The sequence below is a fragment of the Candidatus Arthromitus sp. SFB-mouse-Japan genome, assembly GCF_000270205.1.
Classification (GTDB): Bacteria; Bacillota; Clostridia; order Clostridiales; family Clostridiaceae; genus Dwaynesavagella.
This window is the reverse complement of record NC_015913.1, coordinates 1,208,288-1,230,165: the sequence shown is the minus strand read 5'-3', so window position 1 is coordinate 1,230,165 and position 21,878 is coordinate 1,208,288. Positions and strand designations below refer to the sequence as shown.

The following is a 21,878-nucleotide window of genomic DNA, read 5'->3' as shown; positions in this document are numbered from 1 at the left end:
TGAGAGAAAATAATTTTAAAGATTTTGTGCTGTAGGGGGACTTTTGATGATAGTTAAACCAGATTTTGAATTCCTAACTTTTGAGAAGGAGGATATGGTTTTTAAATTTTTAAAAAGTGGAGATATTTTTGAAATTTTACATAAAGACATTATGATTAATATGTTTAACGGGACGTTTAGAGATGGGTCACTCAACAATATTTATTTGAGAATATATGAGCATGATGGAGTTAAAGTTGTTCCACTTATAGGAGGAAAGTCGAATGGAGAAATTTATTTTGATTCAAATTCTATGATGTTTGAAGGCGATGCTTTTGGAATTTCATATCGTGTGAGGTTTACTCTTTCGAATCATCTTATTTGGTTTTATGAAGTTTATTTAAATGGGAAAAATTTTGAGGTTGATCTTTTGTATTGCCAAGATATTTCAATTTCAAATAAGAATGCTTGTTTAAATAATGAACTTTATACGAGTCAATATATAGACCATAAAGCTATAAAATCTTCAAATGGATTTGTTGTTTGTTCAAGACAGAATCAAGATCAAGGAGGGAAATTCCCATATGTTGAGCACGGATGTATAAATGGGAATATTATTTCTTATTCAACTGATCAAACACAATTTTTTTCATTAGAGTATAAAAAAAGTGGTGTACCATATCTTATTGACAAAGATCTTCCTAAGGAAAACTATCAATTTGAGCTCGCATATATTGTTCTTCAAACTGAGAAAATGAGAGTGGATGATAATAAAAATATTTGCTTTTATGGACTTTTCAGAGAAGATTATAAAACTTCAATTGAAACTCTTAAATATGAAGAGGATGTTGTTATTGAGTATTTAAAAGTTTTAAGGCTTAGAAACAATTTCGAAAAACTTAAAAGAGTTCAGATGAAGGAAGAATTTGGAGCAGAAATTTCTTCTAAAAAGTTTACACATAATGAAATATGTTCTATATATAACGAGAGGAAGTTTGAAGAGTATAAGGATAATGAATTACTTTCGTTTTTTACAAATTATCATACTCATGTTGTTCTTCAAGATAAGGAAATTTTATGTGAGCGGCCACATGGTAATATTATTATAAATAAAATTGATAATGAGAAGATAAATACAAATATTATAACTTCTACAAATTATATGTTTGGACTTTTTAATTCACAGATTGCTCTTGGGAATACTAGTTTAAATAAAATGATGTCGTGTAATAGAGGTCTTTTAAATGTTATCAAAAATTCAGGTCAAAGGATTTATATAAAAATAAATGATAAATTTAGGATGCTTACACTTTCAGGTATTTATGAGATTGGTACGAACTTCTCTAGATGGTATTATAAATTTAATGATGATGTTATTATAATTGAAAATTATGTTTTGAGGGATCAAACAAAGATTGTTTTAAATGTAAGATCTCAGAAAAAGATCGAGTATGAGTTTATTATTACAAATCAAATTGTTATGGGTGATAGAGAGTATAGTAATGGATTTTATTTAAATAGGGAATTAGATAGAGTTATGATTAAGCCTCTTGAAGGATCTTTTCTAAGTAATACATATAAGAATATAAATTATCAAATTAATTTTTTTAATTGTAAATTTAATTTAGGTGATGATGGAATTTTTTTTAAAGATAATTTAGGAAGAGATAAAAGTATAATAACTTTTAAAATTGAAAAGAGTAAAGAATTTTCTATTTCAATAGATGGATCATTTGAAGAAAATATTTCATTTTCTGATTTAAGTTCTCTTGATCATGAGAGAGAAAAATTTAATGAATTTTATTTAGAATTATTAAATGGGTTTAAACTTGAAGGAAAAAGTTCCAAATATGATGTTGATAAGCTCAATGAAATAATATATTTCTATACTCATGATGCATTAATACATTTTTCTTCTCCTCATGGTTTAGAGCAATCTTCAGGTGCTGCTTGGGGTACTCGAGATGTTTGTCAGGGACCTATTGAATTTTTCACTTGTACTAATAATTATAAAATAATTAAAGAGGTACTTCTTGAATTATTTTCCCATCAATTTATAGAAAATGGCGAATTCCCTCAGTGGTTTATGTTTGATAAATATAATATGCAACAAGATGATTCACATGGTGATATCATATTTTGGCCACTTAAGGCTCTTAGTGAATATGTTTTGAATACTGGCGATGATTCTATTTTTAGTGAGGAAATTGTATATAGAAGTTTTCCATCATGTGATATAACTCATAAAGAGAGTATATTGAATCATGTTAAGAGAGCAGTGCGTTCAATTGAAGGTAGATTTATAAAAGATAGTTATTTGATAAGTTATGCTGGTGGAGACTGGGATGATACACTCCAACCAATTAATGAAAATTTTAAAGAGAGATTAGTTTCAACCTGGACTATGGCACTTTCTTATGAAACCTTAAAGGATTTATATAATGTTATACCTGACAATGATTTTAAAGAAAATATACGTAAGATGTATATAGGAATTAGAGAATGTTTTTTGAAATACGCAATAAAAGATGATGTAGTAAGTGGATTTTTATATTTCAATGAAGATGATGAAATAGAATATCTTCTTCATCCTTTTGATAAAATAACGGGGATAAATTATAGACTTCTCCCACTTACGAGGAGTATAATTTCAGAAATAATTGATTTAGAGCAAGCAATGATCAATGAAAAAATAATAGATGATCATTTGACTTTTAATGATGGAGTACGGCTTATGAATAATACTCCTAGATATAACGGGGGAATTCCTGAGATATTTAAGCGTGCAGAGCAAGCATCAAATGTTGGAAGGGAGATATCCCTTCAATATGTTCATGCACATATTAGATTTATTGAGAGTATGTGCAAGCTTGGACGTGAAGAGAAAGTTTGGGAGTCCTTATACAAAATAATTCCAATAAAACTTAATGATTATGTAGAAAATGCAAATTTTAGGCAAAGTAATGTATATTTTTCAAGTTCTGATGGTGCATTTAATAATCGTTATGATTTTCAAGATAGATTTAATGAATTAAAGCATGGAAATGTGGAAGTTAAAGGGGGATGGAGAATATATTCAAGTGGACCAGGGATATATATAAATCAACTCATTTCAAATATTATAGGAATACGGGAAGTTAAAGATAGAATTATTTTTGATCCTATAATATCAAGAACATTTGAAGAATTAAAGTGTAGTTATAAAATTTTAGGAAATGGTAGTGAGATTTTATATAGAAGAGATAAGGAGTTAAATATAAAATTGAATGGAGAAGATATAGATTTTGTACGTGAAAAGAATATTTATGGAAGAGAATTTATATCTATTCAAAAACAAATTTTAAATGAGAGACTTAGACATGATAAAAATATAATTGAAGTGTTTATACTGTAAGCCTTATAGAAATTTTCTATAAGGTTTTATTATTTTTTATGAAGTATTGAATAAGAATTACGAAAATTATATTAATGAGAGTTATGAAATGAGGGATTGATAATTGAGTATTGATCGTATTTTGGAACTCGAGAATAGAGGATGCTTTGACTTTTTTTGGAATGAAGTAAGTAAAACTGGTGATGGATATGGACTTGTTAAAGATTCCACAGCCAAATTTGATAGTCACAAAAATGTTTCTTCAATATCTTCAACGGGGTTTGGGCTATGTGCAATAGTTATAGGTGCATTTAGAGGATATATTGATTACAAGTCTGCATATGAAAGAAGTCTGAATACGCTTAAGAGTGTTTATTTTAATGCATCTAATACAAAAGGATTTTTTAATCATTTCTTGAATATGGAAACGGGTAAGACAGCTTGGAATTCTGAAGTTTCTATTATAGATACAGCATTATTTGTTATGGGAGCATTGGTATCTTCTGAATATTTTGGTCTTGAAGTTAGTGAGTATTTTGAAAAAATTTACAGTAGGATTGACTGGGGGTTTTTTAGAAATAAAGGGAGCAATAGATTTTATATGGGTTATGATGACAGAACAAATACTCATTTTGGTGAATGGGATAGCTATGCTGAGCAACTTATTATGTATTTTTTAGGGGTATCCTCTCCCTTTTATAGTATAAATAAGGAAATGTTTTATGATTTTGATAGACACAAGGTGCATGTCAGTGGTGATGAATTTATGTTTTCACCATTTGGTTCATTATTTACCCATCAATTTTCTCATGGATTTATTGATTTTAGAGGTAAAAAGGATAGGGAGGGAATGGATTTCTTTTTGAATTCTAAGATAGCAACTATTTTAAATAGAAAGCATTGTATTGATAATTCTGAAAAATTTAAATCTTATGGGGAAAATTCTTGGGGAATAACTCCATGTGAAACTCCAAGAGGATATGTAGGAACGCTTGGAACGAAACCATGTCTTAATCTTTCAACGAACGATGGAACAATAGCTATATATGGAGCGATTTCATCTTTGGTATTTACTCCAGACGAGAGCATTGGGGCTATAGAATATATGTATAATAATTTGAAGGATGGTGTGTGGGGTAAATATGGGTTTAAAGATTCTTATAATTTAGATGAGAATTGGTATTGTGATTATGAAATAGGTATCGATAAGGGAATAACTATGATCATGATTGAGAATTATAGGACAGGCCTTATATGGGATCTTGTAAATAGAAATAAATATATAAAGAGAGCATTTGAGATACTTGAGTTCTCGAATTATTAAAAAATTTTAATTAATAATTTATGTAAGATTAATTTATATTTAAGTTTATCTTATTGTTACTAGATTATAATCTAAATGTAATGTTAGTTAGAATAAGAATCGTATTATTATGGTATGGTTTTTTATTTATTTTGGAGGGTGGTTTAAAGTGAAGAAAAATAGAATGAAAATAGTAGCAAGTATCTTTTCTGCAGCTTTATTAGTAGCAGCAGGTTCTGTGATTAGTCAAAGGAGTGATGTAACTGAGGTGAATGCAGTTACTGAAGCATCAGTTGCTAGCATACCAGTTACAAATCAGGTTAATGTTGTTAATACATCTACAACAGCTAGATTAAGTTTTGATCAATTAAAACAAAAGGCATTAAGCATAATTCCAGGAACTGTAGTTAAGTATGAATATGATTATGAAGATGGTGTACAAATAGTAGAATTTGAAATTAGAGATAATAATGGAAGAAAAAGAGATTTAGATCTAGTAACTTCAAATGGAAGAGTTTGGGATATAGATTATGATATTGATGCAAATGGGAATAGATTTATAAATCAAAGTCTTTTTACTGTAAATAAAACATTTGAACAGTGTCAACAAGTTGCTGCTGCACAAATACAAGGAGGACAAGTTATAGCTCATAAGCAAGATGCTGATAAAGGAAAATTTATTTATGAGTTTATAGTTAAGGGATCTAATGGACTTTTTTATGAAGTAGATGTTGAGACTGAAAATGGAACAGTTACAAAAGTAGAATTAGAAGATGATTTTGATTTTTATAAATATACTCAAGTATCATCTACTCAACAAACTACAGTACAGCAACCAGTTCAAACTCCACAAGTTCAACAAGTAGCATCAACTAACAATGGATTAGAAACAGCAAAAAATGTAGTTTTAAAGAAATTTCCTGGAGCAACTTTCTTGAAAATTAAGCAAGACTGGGATGACGGAGTTATGGAATATGAATTTACAATTAAGACAAAAGATGGAATTGTTTATGATGTAGAAGTTGTTAATAATTGGATAAAAGATATAGACTAGGAGGGAAAATACGTTAACGGAATTTTCTACGAAGATTAATTAGACAGAGAGATTATGAAGGGGTTAGTTTTATGCTAGCCTCTTTTTTTATAAAAGAAAGCGTTTATGTGTGTTATAATATAGTGGAGTAAAAGTTTAGGAGAGTGCAGTAAATGGTTAGGATTCTTGTTATAGAGGATGAAAAGAATATAGCTTCTTTTTTAAAAATGGAATTGGAATATGAAGGGTATGAAGTTGAAAATTCTTATGATGGTAAGGAAGGATTAGAGAAGGCATTAAGTGCTGAATTTAATTTGATAATTTTGGATCTTATGATACCATATTTAAATGGACTAGAGGTTTGTAGAAGAATTCGAAAGAGCAAGAAAACTCCTATAATAATGTTAACTGCAAGAGATAGCGTTATGGATAAGGTTTCTGGATTTCAAATGGGAGCCGATGATTATTTAGTAAAACCATTTGCCATAGAGGAACTTCTTGCAAGGATTGAAGCACTTTTAAGACGTGTACAGAATTCTACAGAAGTATTAAATATTATTGAGTTCAAAGATATTGTAATTAATATAGAATCTCGAACTGTTGAATGTGCAGGAGAAGAAGTAAATTTAACTACAAAAGAGTATGAGTTACTTGTGTATCTTATAAAAAATAAAAATAAAGTTCTATCGAGGGACTTCTTAATAGAGAATATTTGGGGATATGATTATGATGGAGAAAATAATGTTGTTGATGTATATATAAGACATTTAAGGTCAAAATTAAATAACAATGATTATATTCAAACTGTTCGTGGTGTTGGGTATGTGGTAAGGTGATATGAAAAAAATTTTGGGTAGATTATCAACTTTTTGGCAAATGTCTATAATGATATTTTCCGTTATGATAGTTATTGTATCTATTAGTTATATATTTCAGTTTTTTATAATTAGGATATGGATAATTGATTATGAGAAAGATAGTATTAAAAATACATTTAAACAAATAGAATCGTTTTTTGATTATCATAGTGTTGAAAAGGCAACACATCTTAAATTTTTTGAGTTTGAGGATGTTGATTTTTGGATATATGATGCAGAGAAGAATATTTATTTGGCAACAGATGATGTTCCGAACAAAATTTCATATAGCAATTTTCCATCAAAAAAGATTATTTATTTGAATCGAGTAGATGGGGAAGATAAGATAGTATTAAATAGTCCTATCTATTTAAATGGCAAAACATTTTATGTTTATATAGAGAAAGAAATTGAAATATTCGAAGATTTTATAGATAGTTTAGTACCTATAGTTATACTATCTATTATTATAATAGTGATAATAAGTTTGATTGCTGGTATGTTTATATCGAGGAAATTTGTAAATAGACTCAAATTTTTAAAAGTTACAATGGAGAATGTTAAAGAGAAGGGAATATCTAATCGTGTTGAGATATTAAATCGAAATGATGAGTTTTATAAGATAGGTATTGTATTTAATTCAATGATGGATGAACTTGAAAAATTGTTTAATCAACAGAAACAATTTGTTCAAGATGCGTCTCATGAACTTAGAACTCCTTTAACGATATTAAAAGGACATCTTCAGATGTTAAATAGATGGGGTAAAAATGATCCAGAAACTTTAGATAAATCACTTAAGATTGCTTCCGAAGAATTAGAGAGATTAATAAAACTTGTAAATGATCTTCTTAATTTAAATAAAATGGAAACATATTCTTCATTTAAGGTTGATGAATACATTGATGTTAATCAGATAATAGAAGAAGTTATATATGGATTTGATATTTTATCTGAAGATATAGAGTTTAATTTTGATAAGTCAAATAATATTTATTTAAAAATATTGAGGGAGCATTTGAAACAATTGCTGATAATTTTTGTGGATAATGCGATAAAGTATTGTGATAAAGAGAAAAAGTTTATTAATATAAGATCGTATGAAGATCAGGATAATGTTTATATATCTATAAGAGACAACGGTATTGGAATAAAGAAAGAGCATATACTTAAAGTTACTGATAAGTTTTATAGAGTTGATGAATCTAGAAAATATAACAATAGTTTTGGAATTGGATTATCTATAGCGACTCAATTAGTTAGACTTTATAAAGGTAAGTTAAAAATAATAAGCGAGTTTGGCCTTTTTACAGAGGTTATAGTTTCGTTTAAGAAATAAAATGGTCTATGTTTTATAGACCATTATTTTTTTGTTATAAATTGATGATATAATAAAATTAAATTTTATCTCGGGGGTATATTATGGATTTGAAATGTGAAATTATTTGCGTTGGTACTGAACTTTTACTTGGTGATATTGTAAATACTAATTCTCATTTTATCACCAAGTCTTTAGCAGAAATTGGAATTGATGTTTATTATCATACAGTTGTAGGAGATAATTTTGAAAGACTTACTCTTGCTATAGAGAACTCTTTTAATAGGGGAATGAATTTGATAATAACATCTGGTGGGCTTGGACCTACAGATGATGATATTACAAAGGAATGTACATCTGAGTATTTTAACCGTAAACTTGTATCCCATGAGGAGAGTTTGAAAAATATTGAAAAATTTGTTAAGTCTTCTAGGGAGAATCTCACAGAAGCAAACTTAAAGCAGAGCTATGTTCCAGAAGAATCGATAGTTATGAAAAATTCAAAAGGCACAGCTCCTGGAATCATAATAGAGAATGAAGATAAAATTATAATTAACCTTCCAGGGCCTCCTAGTGAACTTTATGAGATGTTTAATGATTCGGTTAAACCATATTTGGGAAAAAAGTCAGGATATAAGTATTATTCAGAATTTTTAAGATTGTATGGGGTAAATGAAGGAGATATAAATGGAATTTTAAGTGATTTATTTAATAGAAGTGATCAAACACTTGCTCCTTATGTTAAAGAAGACGATTTAGTTTTGAGAATTACAACTAAGTGTAAAGATGATGATGAAGGAAGAAGGCTTATATCTGAATTAAAAGATGAGATTTATAAAAGAGTTGGGCAATTTATATATGCAGAGGGAGAATCTAATATAGAAGAGCTTCTTTGCTCAGAACTTAAAAAAAGAAATTTTAGGATTTCATTTGGAGAATCCTTAACAGGGGGAATGCTATCTTCAAGATTTGTAAATTTGAGTGGAGCATCTGAGTTTTTTGGAGAATCTTTTGTTACTTATTCTAATGAGTCTAAAATGAAGAATCTTTTTGTAAAATATGAAACTCTTGAGAAATTTGGAGCAGTGAGTAGTAATACTGCAAGAGAGATGGCTCTTGGAGTTTTAAATAATACGGGATGTCATGTTAGTATTTCAACGACAGGAGTTGCAGGGCCAAGCGAAAGTGAAGGAAAAAAGCCAGGACTTGTTTATATAGCTGTTTGTGTTCTCGGAGAAGTGTATGTAAAGGAGCTTAATATTATAGGAGATAGAATGAGAATTCGTGAGAGAACGACTTTTGATGCACTTGTTTTTGCATATGATATCTTGAAAAATATGGAACTTTAAGGAGGAAACTATGAAGATATTACATACTTCAGATTGGCATATTGGGAAAAAGGTCAATGATTTTAATATGCTTGATGACCAAAGATATGTTTTAGATCAAATTTGTAACATTATAAAGAGAGAAAAAATTGATGTTGTAATTATTGCAGGAGATTTGTATGATAAAGCCATTGTGGATACACATGCTATTAAACTTTTAAATGATGTATTGGTTAAAATAGTGAATGAATGTGGAGCTAAAGTGATTTTGATAGCGGGAAATCATGATAGTGCAGATAGAATATCTTTTGTTAAGGAATTTTTAGTTAATTCAGGAATTTATATAGAAGGAAAATTTGAGGGTAAGGTTAGCAAAATATCTTTAAAGGATGTGTTTGGAGATGTTAACTTTTATCCTATTTCATATTTTGATGAGGTTCATATAAAGCACTTATTTAATGATTCTTCAATTAAGACATCTAATGATGCTTTAATTAGGATAATAGAAGGTATGGATGTTGATTACAGCAAGAGGAATATATTTATAGCTCATGGATATTTTTCTAATAAAGATGGAGATAAGATGATTGAAAGTGATTCCGAAAGAAGATTATCGATAGGTGGACAAGATGTTATGGATGCATCTATACTTAAAAATTTTGATTATGTAGCACTTGGACATCTTCATGCAAATCAAAAAGTTATTTTGGATCATATAAGGTATTCAGGTTCTATAGTGAAGTATTCATTTTCAGAGATGAATCATAAAAAGAGTGTAACAATTGTTGACTTGGGAGATAAAGGTGATGTTAGAATAAATCAAGTTGAACTTAGACTTAAACATGACATGAGAGAAATAGAAGGATATATTGATACTATAACGAGTGAAGAATTTTATAAGAATTATAATCTTGATGATTACTTTAGAATAATTCTTCATGATTCTATTGGGGTTAGAGATCCCGCAACTAGAATTAGAAAGATTTATAAAAATTTTATGGAGATTAAATTTAGAGATAGTAGTTTTGGTGATGGGAATGATGAGGAGATAAGTAATTCAGATATTATATTAAAATCTCCTTTTGAATTATTCGAAATGTTTTATAAGAGCATGACAGATAAGGAACTCAATCATGTTCAAAGAGATATTTTGAAAGATGTTATAAAGAAAGTAAATATCTTAGATGAATAACTAGGAGGGAATTTTTATGATTCCAATAAAGTTAACTGTACAAGCATTTGGACCATATAAAGGAAAAGAAACAATAGATTTTAGGAAATTTTTTGATAATAGGTTATTTTTGATTACTGGGAATACAGGTAGTGGGAAAACTATGATATTTGATGCAATATGCTATGCTTTATTCGGAGATGTAAGTGGTCAATATAGAGAGATTGATACACTAAGAAGCCAATTTGCGAGTAGAGAGGATATTACATATGTTAAGTTTGAATTTTCTCATAGAAATAAAGATTATATAATAACGAGATCACCTGAACAATTTAAAATTTCACGAGGAAAAGAGATTTTACAAAGAGCTAAGGCAGAAATTTTAATAGGTAATGAAGTAGTAAGTGGGATTAAGAATGTTAATCAAGAAATCAAAAATATTTTAGGTATTGATCATTCACAATTTAAACAAATTGTTATGATTGCTCAAGGTGAATTTAGAGACCTTGTATCTGCAGATTCGAGGAATAGGGAAAGTATATACAGAAAGATATTTAATACGATGGAGTTTGAAAATATTCAAAATACTTTAAAAGAGAGAGCATCTGAATATGAAAAAAAGTTTGATAATTTTGATCAAAGGATAAGAGGACTTTTGGATTCAATCAATTCTATAAAATTAATATCTTATGAAGATTTAACAATAAATCAGGTATTAGACGTTTTAAGTAAAGAAGTAGAAATTTATGACAATAAATTAAAGGAATTAAAACCTAAGAAAGAATATTACAAAAATGAAATTTTACGTAATAATAATTTTTTTGATAGTTTTAATTCTTTGATAGCTAGAAAAAATGAGTTATCATCATTTGATATTAGTTCATTAAAGGATGAGGGAAATTTTTTAGATAAGGTTAAAAAAACATTTTTAATAAGAGATAAAGAGAAAGTTTTAGAAAATTTTAAAGATACACGAGACGGATATGAAAAAGAGATTGAGAAAATAATTTTTGATCTCAATTTCCATAAAAATAATCTAGATGTTTTAAATAAAGAGTTTGAAGAAACTAAATCTTATGATATTGAGATTGAAAATCTTAAAAGTAAAATAATAGATCTTGAATCTTTAAAGAATACTGTAGAAGAGAAACAAAAACATGAATTTAAAATTAAAGATTTAGAGAAAGAATTGTTAGATCTTGATGATAACAAGGAATCTATAAAAAAAGAATTAGAAATATTTGATCGTAGGTATAATCAAATTTTAAGTTTTAGTATAGAGCATAAGGATATAAAAGAGAAAATTTTATACATAGAAAGTGATTTATTAAATTTAGAAGGAATTAAAGAAGGACTTCTTAAGTATGAGAGTGAACTTAAGATTTATGAAAAATTGAATATTGAATGTGAAAAATGTGAAAGTAAGTATAATAAGATTTTTGACTTATATGGAAATAAGACAAGAGAACTTTCATTAAGCGAAGATATTTATTTTAGAAATCAGGCTGGATTCCTTGCGAATAAACTTGAAGATGGATGTCCTTGTATTGTTTGTGGATCAACGATTCATCCTAATAAAGCAAATCTCGTTGATGTCAGCGTAAATGAAGAATCATTGAAAGAATTAAGGAATGAAATTTTAATGATAAAAAAAGAACTTGAGGAGACAGTAACTCTAAAAATCAACTTAAACAAGGATGTTAAATCTAAAGAAGATAGGATAAGAGAAATATATGAGGACGTTTTAAAGAAGGATAAAACTGATGAGTTTATAAGTTTCAAAGAGTTTGAATTATGTGAGGATACTATATCAAGAGTTAAGTTAAAAGTGCTTTCATTGAGAAATTCACTGAATAATAGTAGAGATATAAATAATAAGTTAGTTGAACTTCAAGAAGAAATTACAAATATAGAAAGTAAAATCAAAGAGGGAAAATTAAATTTTGATCAGATTGAAAAAGATTATATACAAAAGCAGAGTAATATATCAGCACTAAAAATAATTTTAAATGATAAAACATCAAGATTATTGAAGTATAATATTTCATCAATAAATGATTATCTAGATACATTAGAACAAACAAACAACTATTTGAAAAGTTTAATAAACAAGAGGGAAGTCATAAATTCAAATATAACTAAATGTAATAATGAGATATTAAAATTTCAATCTAAATTTGATATAAAGAACAGAGACATAGAAGATTTAAATTTTAGAATTAAGACAAGTTATGAAATATTTATGGAGTCACTTAAAGAAAATGGATTTAAGGATATAGATGAATATAAAAAATTTAAGATATCAGAGAGTGAATTTAATGAGAGAACTAAATTTATAGAAGATAAAAGAGAAGAGTTTAGAAATATTAATTTAAAAATAATACAACTAGAGAAAGACATATCATCTTCACCATATAAAACTAAAGAAGAGTTATCAACACATTTAAAAGATTTGAATGATAAATTAAAAGAAGTTGAGGAATTGGAGATAAAATATTGTCAGAATAAATCTTTACTTGAAAATGTATATGGAAGCATTTTATCAATAAATAAAGATATATCAAATTTTGAAAATTTAAGGATAAATTTAAACGAGTTAAACAAAATTGCAAATGGAATTAATAAATATAAAATTAGTTTTGAGAGATACATACTGGGTATTTATTTCAAAGAGATAATATATACCGCTAATATTAGACTTTTAAAATTAACAAATGGAAGATTTTTATTTAGACATTTAAAAGAGAATACAGATATGAGATCTCAACAGGGTTTAGAGATAAGTGTATTTGATAATAGGACATCTCAAGAGAGGAAAGTTAATGCAATTTCTGGGGGAGAAAGTTTTCAAGCATCACTTGCTTTGGCTTTAGGATTATCAGATGTTATACAAAGATATTCGGGAGGAGTTTCAATAGATACTTTATTTATTGATGAGGGATTTGGATCTTTAGATTCTGATTCACTACAAAATGCTCTTGAGTGTTTAATCGAAGCTAATGATGAGTCAAAACTTATTGGAATAATTTCACACGTTCAGGAACTAAAAGATTTTATAAGATCTAAAATAGAAGTGATAGATTCAAGCAATGGTAGTAGAATAAAAACGGATCTATAGGGGGAATAGGAAAGTTCAAATTAATATGTATAAATTACTTAAAATGTGTAATAATAATAATGAACTCCTTTTAAAAAATATATTAATTAATTTTCTTATCCTCTTAATTTTAAGGGTTTATTTTATTAATTAATAGCACCATTTTTAATGATAAACTTAAGATAGCATTTGTAAAAAATATAATAATTTCTTAGGGAATTATTATATTTTTTTATTTGTATTTGAAGTTTTTTTAAATGATATTTATTGTATATTAAAAATAACAGTTAGGTTATAGTTAATTAAATTTTTAAATATAGAAAAAATGACTATTTACCAAATAATTTGGTAAATAGTCAAAATTATTTAGAGGTATAAACCGTCCTTCCATCTTCAGTGGAAGTAGTTATTTTTAAGGTTCCTTTTAACTTATCACTTTTTAGAATTATTATGTCATCTTTTATTTCAAATTCTTCAGTTAGAGGAATAATATCAAAACCATCTTTACTTAAAATGCTAAGATTATCAACATTTAAGGTATTGGATGAGTCTTGCTCATAATTTGCAGAAAATTCAGCGTAAATATCATTTTTATTATATGAGAAAAATCCACTTAAAGCAATACTACCTACTATGTATTCTGGATCAATTTTTAAATAAGGTATATTTTTATCATCTAATGAGGTAATAATATTTTCAATTTGTATTTTAACCTGATCATTTAATGAATCAAGTTGTTTTTTTAATTCATCTACTAATTTATTATCTATAGTATCTTCAATTTCAGTAACGCCATCTAATAATAATTCTATAGGAGATTTTTTAGTTTCAAAGAAAGTATTTTTGAAGTTAGGGTTATATTTATCTAATAATGTAAGAGAAATAAAACCTAAGCTATAGCTATCTGTTCCTAAAGTTTTTAAAATAGCATCTGGATATACTGTTTTGATAATATCATCTTTAGTAATAGCATCACTTGTAAAATTACTAAGGACGCCAATATATTCTGCATGTCCTTCAATAATATCTGTACTTCTAATATAATTGAATTCATCTTCGTATTCATTTTTCCATTTATTGTACCAGTAAGCTGCCTTTTGTATGTAATTTTGAGAAGTTGCATCATCATTTGATATAATAGCATTTGCCAAGTTTCTATATATCATGGTTTTATAAAGTCTTGGTTCATATTTTAAAGGATATTACTGATTACGGGATCCTTCTTTTACACTTAAATCATTTTGATAGTAAAAATGAACTAATTCGTGAGTTATGAGTCCATAAGTATCATTTATGAATTTATGAGTACCATTCGTATCCTTTAGACTATTTTTATTTACTGATAGCATTATTAATAGCATTATTTTTAGTATAATCTAATCCTGGCCAAATTTCATTCATTTTAGGCCAATTTTTCACTATCTTTTCTTCAAGTCCATTAAGAAATTTATTTAATGTTTCATCGATATTTATAATTGCAGATTCAGATTGTTTGTTTTGTTGTTCAGTGTTATTAGATACGGCGCTATTATTATTTTGGGAATTATTGCTAGCACATCCTGATAATACAAATATTATTAGTAGTGAAAATGAAAGGTATTTTAAAAAATTTTTTAAAAATATTTTCAACATTATCTACTACTAAATTTAAAAATAAATGTTAACAAATTATATTATATAGATGAATACTATTCAATTAGATTATTTATAATTAATAAAATAATAAATTTAGATATTGACAAATAATTATTAGGAATGTTACTGTGACGATAGGGTTTTAATTTTTAATTAAATGGTGTAGCTTTTGTTAGAAATAATATAGGTTTAAATATTTGAATTTTTTAAGCATTTTAATTTTATAATTGTGTTTTGACTATGGTGTAGTTTTTGACTATGCCATTTTTATTTAATAAAATTTGTAAGGAGGAAAGGTTATGGATTTATTTGAAAAAACTCTATTTAAGAAAGAAATATATAATGGGAATTTTTTTACAGTTGAAAAGCTGAGCGTATTACTTCCAGATGGAAATACATCGACAAGAGATATTGTAAGGCATTGTGGGGCTGTAGCAATTATTGCAGTTACGCAAGATGAAAAAATACTATTTGTTGAACAATTTAGAAAACCAGTTGATAAAGTTTTGCTTGAAATTCCTGCAGGGAAACTTGAGCTAAATGAAGATCCTTTAAGATGTGCGATTAGAGAACTTGAAGAAGAAACGGGATATACATCAAGTGATGTTGAGTTTTTAGGGAAGGTTGCTATGACTCCAGGATTTTGTGATGAAGTTATGCATTTCTATTTTGCGAAAAATTTAAATGTTGGAGTGAAGGGTGGAGATGAAGATGAATTTATAAATGTCTGTGAGTTTACACTTGATGAAGTAAATCTTATGATATCAAGAGGTGAAATATTAGATAGTAAAACTATAAGTGGAATAAAATTATTTGAAATTATGAAAAAATAAAAAACAATCAAAAATTTATTTTTTTATTTAGAATATAAAAAATATTTTTCTCATACTTATTTAACAAAGGGGGATGAGAAGATATGGTAAAAAGTAGAACACTGACAGTTGGATTAAAGGAGAATTATAGTAAAAATTTTATTATTTATATGATGGTTTTATTATTTTTACTATGTGGATTTTTGATTGGAGTTTATTTATTTACCTATTTAGATTCCGAACTTGTTTCGTGTATTAGAAATGATTTTATAGAGTATATGAAAGTGGTTAAAGAAGGAGAATTTAGTTTTTTAAATAATCTTAGATTTAGCTCGCTTGTGCTTATTGTGCCTATAGCTATTTTTGTGTTATTTAGTACGAGCATTATGTTTTCACCAATAAGTTTAGTTACTTTGTCTTTAAAAGGATTTACTTTAGGATTTACGACTACGTTTTTATTAACAAATTTTGAGTTTAAAGGTATATTGTTAACGATTTTTACGATAATAGTGCCTAATGTGTTGATTATTTTTCTTTACATATTGTTGTGTGTTAAGAGTATATCGAGGGGAATATCGAGAACTAGATTTAAGGGAAGATTTTCTTCAAATGATAACTCAATTACATTAAGATTTCTGATTTTGTTCATAATATTTAGTGTTTTAATTGCTTTGTTGTTTAAATGTTTATTAACACCATTTATAATAAAATTGATATTTTAAACGAATACGAGGTGAAAATTTGTGATCAAAAGGGTTATTTTAATAATTTTAGATAGTTTAGGCGTTGGGGAGATGCATGATTCTCATGAATACGGAGATAAAGGATGTAATACATTTCGACACATAATAGAAAAGGCGAGTAACATATCTATAGAAAATTTTAAGAAATTAGGTTTGGGTAGGATAGGATCTTTAAATTTGAGCAGCGAAGGTGGACAAATTGCATCTGTCGGTGTATGTAATGAATTATCATGCGGTAAGGATACTATTACAGGACATTTAGAAATAGCAGGTGTTTTAACAACAACTCCTCTTAGGACTTTTCCAAATGGATTTCCTAAAGAAATTATAGATGAATTTGAGAGTAAAATAGGGAGAAAAGTTATAGGTAATTGTGTTGCTTCAGGCACTGAAATTATAGAAAGACTTGGAGAAGAGCATATGAAAACAGGAAGTCCTATTTTGTATACTTCTGCAGATTCTGTTTTTCAAATTGCAGCTCATGAAGAAATTATATCTGTAGATGAACTTTATAAAATGTGTGAAATTGCGAGAGATATGCTCGTTGGAGATAATTTGGTAGGAAGGGTAATAGCTAGACCTTTTATTGGAGAAGTTGGTGCATTTAAGAGAACTGCTAACAGGCATGATTATGCTATAGATCCCCCAGGGAAGACAATGCTTGATTATATGAAAGAGAATGGAAAAGATGTTATAAGCATTGGTAAGATATATGATATATTTAATGGATCTGGTATTACTGATAAATTTAAAACTGTGAATAATCTTGATGGCATCAATAAAACAATTGAGTTAATGAGGAAGGATTTTAATGGTCTGATATTTACGAATTTGGTTGATTTTGATATGATGTATGGTCACAGGAATGATGTTGAGGGATATGCAAATGCTATATCAGAATTTGATTCAAAATTGCCAGAAATAATAGATAATATGAAAGAAGAAGATTTGTTAATATTAACAGCAGATCATGGATGTGATCCAACAACACCTGGGACTGATCATACAAGAGAGCAAATTCCATTAATTGTCTATGGTAAAAATATAAAAGTTTCAAATCTTGGTTTAAGAGAAAGCTTTTCTGATATAGGGAAGACAATTTTAGATGTGTTTGGGATAGGTAATGATCTACATGGTAAGAGTTTTAAATGTGATATTATAAGTGATTGTTAGGTGACAGTATGAAAATTATAGATATTATTGATAAGAAGAAGAAAGGATTAGAGCTATCAAAAGAAGAAATACATTATTTTGTAAATGAATACACAAATGGTAATATTCCAGACTATCAGGCATCTGCACTTCTTATGGCAATGTTCATAAACAAGATGACGCCTAATGAAACTGCTAATTTAACTCTTGCTATGGCATATTCTGGTCAAACTTTAGATTTGAGCGATATAGAAGGAGTGAAAGTTGATAAGCATTCAACTGGTGGAGTTGGAGATAAAGTTTCTTTAGTTGTTGCTCCTATAGTTGCATCTTGTGGTATACCAGTTGCCAAGATGAGTGGAAGGGGACTTGGTTTTACAGGAGGAACAATTGATAAGCTCGAATCTATTGAAGGATTTAAGACTGATATGACAATTGATGAGTTTAAATCTTATGTTAAAAACCATGGAATTGTTATATCTGGGCAAACGGATGAATTAGCTCCAGCAGATAAAAAAATATATGCTCTTCGAGATGTAACATCAACTGTTGATGATATCTCTCTAATTGCAGCCAGTATAATGAGTAAGAAAATAGCATCGGGTGCTGATGCGATAGTTCTCGATATAAAAGTTGGAAGTGGAGCTTTTATGAAAACTATTGAAGATGCTGAAATTCTTGCGAAAACTATGGTTAGTATTGGAAATAGTTTAAATAGGACAACGATTTGTATAATTTCTAGTATGGATGAGCCACTCGGATTTGGAATTGGAAATATTATTGAGGTTAGAGAAGCCATCGAAGTATTAAAGGGAAATGGACCAAAGGATTTAGTAGAGGTTTGTTTAACTATATCTTCTATTATGGTTTATTTGGGTAAGAAGTCGAATTCAATAGAAGAGGCGAGAGAGATTGTTTTAAAAAGTATAAATGATGGAAGTGCCTATAAAAAGTTTAGAGAGTGGATAGAGTGTCAAAAAGGGAAATTATCAGTAATAGATAATATTTCTGAATATAGAAAAGCGAGCAATATTGATATATTTGTTGCGAAAGAGGAAGGATATATAAGTTCAATAAATGCACAGGAAATAGGAAAAGTCGCAATGCTTTTAGGTGCTGGAAGAGAAACTAAGGAAAGTATTATTGATCCATCTGTTGGATTGATTTTTGAGAAAAAGGTTTCTGATTATGTTAGAGCTGGAGATGTAATATGCCAAATTCATCATAATAATTATGGAAATATTGACATGATAATGGAGCATCTTAATAAAAATATTAATATTTCTAAACAAAAACAAACGAAGAGTGAATTAATATATAAAATTATAAAATAATATTTAACATTATAACCATATTAAATATTTTCACAAAAATTGGTGATTATATTTGTATGGTTATTTTTTTATATCAAAGGGAGGATATTCATGAGAATATTTAAATCGGTTTTATTTGGTGTGTTATTTTCCTTTATAGTTGGTTGTTTGCCAGTTCATGCTATAAATGATACAAGTAATGGAACGGATGTAGAAGCACGTTCGGCTATATTAATGGAAGTTGAAACGGGAAAGATTGTATTTGATAAAAATTCAAAAGAAAAGTTTGCCCCAGCTTCAGTTACAAAAGTAATGACAATGCTTTTGACAATGGAGGCTGTTGATAGTGGAAAAATAAAATTGGATGATGTCGTAACAGTTACAGAAAATGCCCAGAGGATGGGTGGAAGCACTATGCTATTAGAAGCAGGTGAGTTGAGAACTGTTGAAGATTTATTGAAAGGTGTTGCAATAGCATCTGGTAATGATGCAGCTGTTGCACTTGCTGAATATCTAGGTGGATCGGTTGAAAATTTTGTTAAGAAGATGAATGATAGGGCAAGAGAGCTTGGAATGAAAGATACAACATTTCAAAACCCTACAGGACTGCCTACAGAGAATCATTTGACAACAGCTTACGATATTTCAATTATGTCTAGAGAGTTATTAAAGCATGAAACTATATTGAAGTATAGTGGTACATATATGGAAACAATTTCTACAAATAGAAAAACTCCAATAGAGCTTGTTAATCATAATAAACTCGTTAGATTTTTTAATGGATGTGATGGGTTAAAAACTGGATTTACTAATGAAGCTAAGTATTGTATTTCTGCTACAGCACAAAGAAATGGTGTTAGAATGTTATGTATAATAATGGGAGCTCCAACTTATAAAATAAGAAATAGAGATGCAAGTATGCTTTTAAATTATGGATTTTCATTGTTTGAAAGAAAAGAAGTAATACAACAAGATTCTGAAATTTCTAAACTTCAATTAGGAAATAATAAAGATAATTTTATAATTTTAAAAGCAGCTCAACCATTGAGTCTGGTTGTAGAGAAGGCAAATGAGCTCAAAATAACAACTAAGCTTGATGTGGATAAGAGTAAAAAGAACATTAAGCAGGGAGATATTATGGGAACAGCTATATTTTTAATTGATGGGAAAGAAGCTGGAAGAGTGGAAGTATATAGTGATCGTGATATGAAAAATAGTAGTGTATTTGATAAATTATTTTCAATTTTTAAGAAAGGCGATAAGGTAGAAGATAATTCAAACGTTGAGGAAAATTCAAGTAAGCAGGAAGAAAATAATAAATAAGACCTTAGAGTAAAGTTAAGTAAAAAAGGGATAGCTAATTAAGCTATCCCTTTTTTGTGATTTAGTTATTAATTTTACATTTTTGATAGTTTATAGTTATAATGTAATGTACTTAATTGTATGAGGAGTAAAAGAGGATGAGCAAAATTGAAGAGTTAATAGAGAAACTTTGTCCTAATGGTGTTGAATGGAAAGAGTTAGGAGAGTTAGGGAATTTTTTTAGTGGATTAAATGGGAAGAGCAAAAAAGATTTTGAAAATGGAAATGAAAAATTTATAACTTACATGAATGTTTTTTCAAATTTAGAATTGGATACTGATATTGTAGACAAGGTATTTATATCAGAAAATGAAAAACAAAATTCATTATCATGTGGAGATATTATATTTACAGGGTCTTCTGAAATTAGAGAAGAATGTGGAATGTCTTCAGTATTAATTAAACAAACTTTTGAAAAATTATTTTTGAATAGTTTTTGTTTTGGTTTTAGATTTTATGATGGGAATATTATGCTACCAAAATTCTCTAAGTATTTATTTAGATCAAATTTTATGAGGAAACAAATTATAAAAACATCAAGTGGAGTCACTAGATTTAACGTTTCTAGAGAGAAAATGAAACAAATAAAAACCCCAATTCCACCATTAGAAATACAAGAAGAGATTGTACATATTTTAGATTCGTTTACAGAGCTTACAGCAGAGCTTACAGCAGAGCTTACAGCAAGAAGAAAACAATATGAATTCTATAGAGATAGTTTGCTTACTTTTGGTGATGAGGTTGAGTGGAAAGAGTTGGGAGAGGTTTGTAATAATGTATGTTCTGGAGGGACACCACCGAGTGGAAAATCTGATTACTATGGTGGTGAGATCCCTTGGTTAAGAACACAGGAAATTAATTTTAATGATATACATGATACTGAAATTAAAATAACTGAATTGGGATTGAAAAATTCATCAGCAAAGTATATACATAAAAACTGCGTAATTATTGCTATGTATGGAGCTACTGTTGGAAAAGTTGCAATAAATAAAATCCCATTAACTACTAACCAAGCTTGTTGCAATTTAGAAATTAATGGAGATATTGCGGTATATAGATATGTTTTTTATTGGTTAAGCAATCAATATGGATATATAAAATCTTTGGGACAAGGTAGTCAAACAAATATCAATTCAAAAATAGTGAAACAATTAATTATTCCAATCCCACCACTCTCAGAACAAGAAAGAATAGTTTCAATACTCGATAAATTTGACAAATTATGTAATGATATATCCGAAGGACTTCCGGCAGAAATTGAGGCTAGAAAGAAACAATATGAGTATTATAGGGACAAGCTTTTGAATTTTGAAGAACTTAAAAAGAGTTAGTTTATCTTTTGAAGAATTTACTCGATATGAGGATATGTGATAGTATTTAATTAAGTAAAATTTAAAAA

At 28.0% G+C, this 21,878-nt stretch carries 16 protein-coding genes; 14 read left to right on the top strand and 2 right to left on the bottom strand.

Features of this window, described 5'->3' with window-relative positions; genetic code table 11:
- Positions 1–46: 46 nt before the first annotated feature.
- The 8 genes from SFBM_RS05870 to SFBM_RS05835 all read left to right on the top strand — a co-directional run bounded on the left by SFBM_RS05870 (position 47) and on the right by SFBM_RS05835 (position 13,480).
- A complete protein-coding gene (locus SFBM_RS05870; protein WP_014018019.1) occupies positions 47–3,373 on the top strand; it encodes a GH36-type glycosyl hydrolase domain-containing protein in 3,327 nt (1,108 codons plus the stop codon).
- A 103-nt stretch (positions 3,374–3,476) separates the two neighbouring features.
- Positions 3,477–4,676, top strand: coding sequence for a glucoamylase family protein (locus SFBM_RS05865; protein WP_005805576.1), 1,200 nt, complete (start codon positions 3,477–3,479; stop codon positions 4,674–4,676).
- A gap of 148 nt (positions 4,677–4,824) precedes the next feature.
- On the top strand, positions 4,825–5,709 hold the full coding sequence (locus SFBM_RS05860) for a PepSY domain-containing protein (protein WP_007439718.1): 885 nt from the start codon (positions 4,825–4,827) through the stop codon (positions 5,707–5,709).
- Between the two features lie 152 nt (positions 5,710–5,861).
- Entirely contained in the window at positions 5,862–6,524 is a 663-nt protein-coding gene (locus SFBM_RS05855) for a response regulator transcription factor (RefSeq protein WP_005805579.1), read from the top strand.
- A gap of 1 nt (position 6,525) precedes the next feature.
- Positions 6,526–7,884 carry a sensor histidine kinase gene (locus SFBM_RS05850; RefSeq protein ID WP_005805581.1) on the top strand — a complete coding sequence of 453 codons (1,359 nt, stop codon included), beginning with the start codon at positions 6,526–6,528 and terminating at the stop codon, positions 7,882–7,884.
- Between the two features lie 83 nt (positions 7,885–7,967).
- Positions 7,968–9,212, top strand: a complete 1,245-nt coding sequence (locus SFBM_RS05845) for a competence/damage-inducible protein A (RefSeq protein ID WP_005805583.1) — start codon at positions 7,968–7,970, stop codon at positions 9,210–9,212.
- A 10-nt stretch (positions 9,213–9,222) separates the two neighbouring features.
- Positions 9,223–10,383, top strand: coding sequence for an exonuclease SbcCD subunit D (locus SFBM_RS05840; protein WP_005805585.1), 1,161 nt, complete (start codon positions 9,223–9,225; stop codon positions 10,381–10,383).
- Between the two features lie 16 nt (positions 10,384–10,399).
- Positions 10,400–13,480 (top strand): AAA family ATPase, encoded by a 3,081-nt coding sequence (locus SFBM_RS05835; RefSeq protein ID WP_005805587.1) that lies wholly within the window; start codon positions 10,400–10,402, stop codon positions 13,478–13,480.
- Between the two features lie 341 nt (positions 13,481–13,821).
- Here SFBM_RS05835 and SFBM_RS05830 read toward each other — a convergent pair whose 3' ends face one another.
- A complete protein-coding gene (locus SFBM_RS05830) occupies positions 13,822–14,610 on the bottom strand; it encodes a hypothetical protein (protein WP_014518763.1) in 789 nt (262 codons plus the stop codon).
- Positions 14,611–14,791: 181 nt separating this feature from the next.
- Positions 14,792–15,091: a hypothetical protein gene (locus SFBM_RS05825; RefSeq protein WP_005805592.1), complete on the bottom strand. Its 300-nt coding sequence runs from the start codon at positions 15,089–15,091 to the stop codon at positions 14,792–14,794.
- Positions 15,092–15,393: 302 nt separating this feature from the next.
- On the opposite strand from SFBM_RS05825, the gene SFBM_RS05820 reads away from it, so the two are divergent.
- From SFBM_RS05820 to SFBM_RS05795, 6 genes are all read left to right on the top strand, one after another.
- Positions 15,394–15,927, top strand: coding sequence for an NUDIX hydrolase (locus SFBM_RS05820; protein ID WP_005805594.1), 534 nt, complete (start codon positions 15,394–15,396; stop codon positions 15,925–15,927).
- An 83-nt stretch (positions 15,928–16,010) separates the two neighbouring features.
- Entirely contained in the window at positions 16,011–16,628 is a 618-nt protein-coding gene (locus SFBM_RS05815; protein ID WP_005805596.1) for a hypothetical protein, read from the top strand.
- 21 nt (positions 16,629–16,649) lie between these two features.
- The gene (locus tag SFBM_RS05810) at positions 16,650–17,822 is read left to right on the top strand and encodes a phosphopentomutase (RefSeq protein WP_005805598.1); all 1,173 of its coding nucleotides are present in this window, start codon (positions 16,650–16,652) and stop codon (positions 17,820–17,822) included.
- Between the two features lie 8 nt (positions 17,823–17,830).
- Complete coding sequence (locus SFBM_RS05805; RefSeq protein ID WP_005805600.1) at positions 17,831–19,135, top strand: pyrimidine-nucleoside phosphorylase; 1,305 nt, start codon at positions 17,831–17,833, stop codon at positions 19,133–19,135.
- A 90-nt stretch (positions 19,136–19,225) separates the two neighbouring features.
- Positions 19,226–20,437: a D-alanyl-D-alanine carboxypeptidase family protein gene (locus tag SFBM_RS05800; protein ID WP_005805602.1), complete on the top strand. Its 1,212-nt coding sequence runs from the start codon at positions 19,226–19,228 to the stop codon at positions 20,435–20,437.
- 137 nt (positions 20,438–20,574) lie between these two features.
- Positions 20,575–21,810, top strand: coding sequence for a restriction endonuclease subunit S (locus SFBM_RS05795; protein WP_005805603.1), 1,236 nt, complete (start codon positions 20,575–20,577; stop codon positions 21,808–21,810).
- Positions 21,811–21,878 lie beyond the last annotated feature (68 nt).

Coding starts and splice junctions, on each gene's coding strand:
- SFBM_RS05870 (WP_014018019.1), top strand. CDS start 47: ATGATAGTTAAACCAGATTTTGAATTCCTAACTTTTGAGAAGGAGGAT.
- SFBM_RS05855 (WP_005805579.1), top strand. CDS start 5,862: ATGGTTAGGATTCTTGTTATAGAGGATGAAAAGAATATAGCTTCTTTT.
- SFBM_RS05850 (WP_005805581.1), top strand. CDS start 6,526: ATGAAAAAAATTTTGGGTAGATTATCAACTTTTTGGCAAATGTCTATA.
- SFBM_RS05845 (WP_005805583.1), top strand. CDS start 7,968: ATGGATTTGAAATGTGAAATTATTTGCGTTGGTACTGAACTTTTACTT.
- SFBM_RS05840 (WP_005805585.1), top strand. CDS start 9,223: ATGAAGATATTACATACTTCAGATTGGCATATTGGGAAAAAGGTCAAT.
- SFBM_RS05835 (WP_005805587.1), top strand. CDS start 10,400: ATGATTCCAATAAAGTTAACTGTACAAGCATTTGGACCATATAAAGGA.
- SFBM_RS05825 (WP_005805592.1), bottom strand. CDS start 15,091: ATGTTGAAAATATTTTTAAAAAATTTTTTAAAATACCTTTCATTTTCA.
- SFBM_RS05820 (WP_005805594.1), top strand. CDS start 15,394: ATGGATTTATTTGAAAAAACTCTATTTAAGAAAGAAATATATAATGGG.
- SFBM_RS05815 (WP_005805596.1), top strand. CDS start 16,011: ATGGTAAAAAGTAGAACACTGACAGTTGGATTAAAGGAGAATTATAGT.
- SFBM_RS05805 (WP_005805600.1), top strand. CDS start 17,831: ATGAAAATTATAGATATTATTGATAAGAAGAAGAAAGGATTAGAGCTA.
- SFBM_RS05800 (WP_005805602.1), top strand. CDS start 19,226: ATGAGAATATTTAAATCGGTTTTATTTGGTGTGTTATTTTCCTTTATA.
- SFBM_RS05795 (WP_005805603.1), top strand. CDS start 20,575: ATGAGCAAAATTGAAGAGTTAATAGAGAAACTTTGTCCTAATGGTGTT.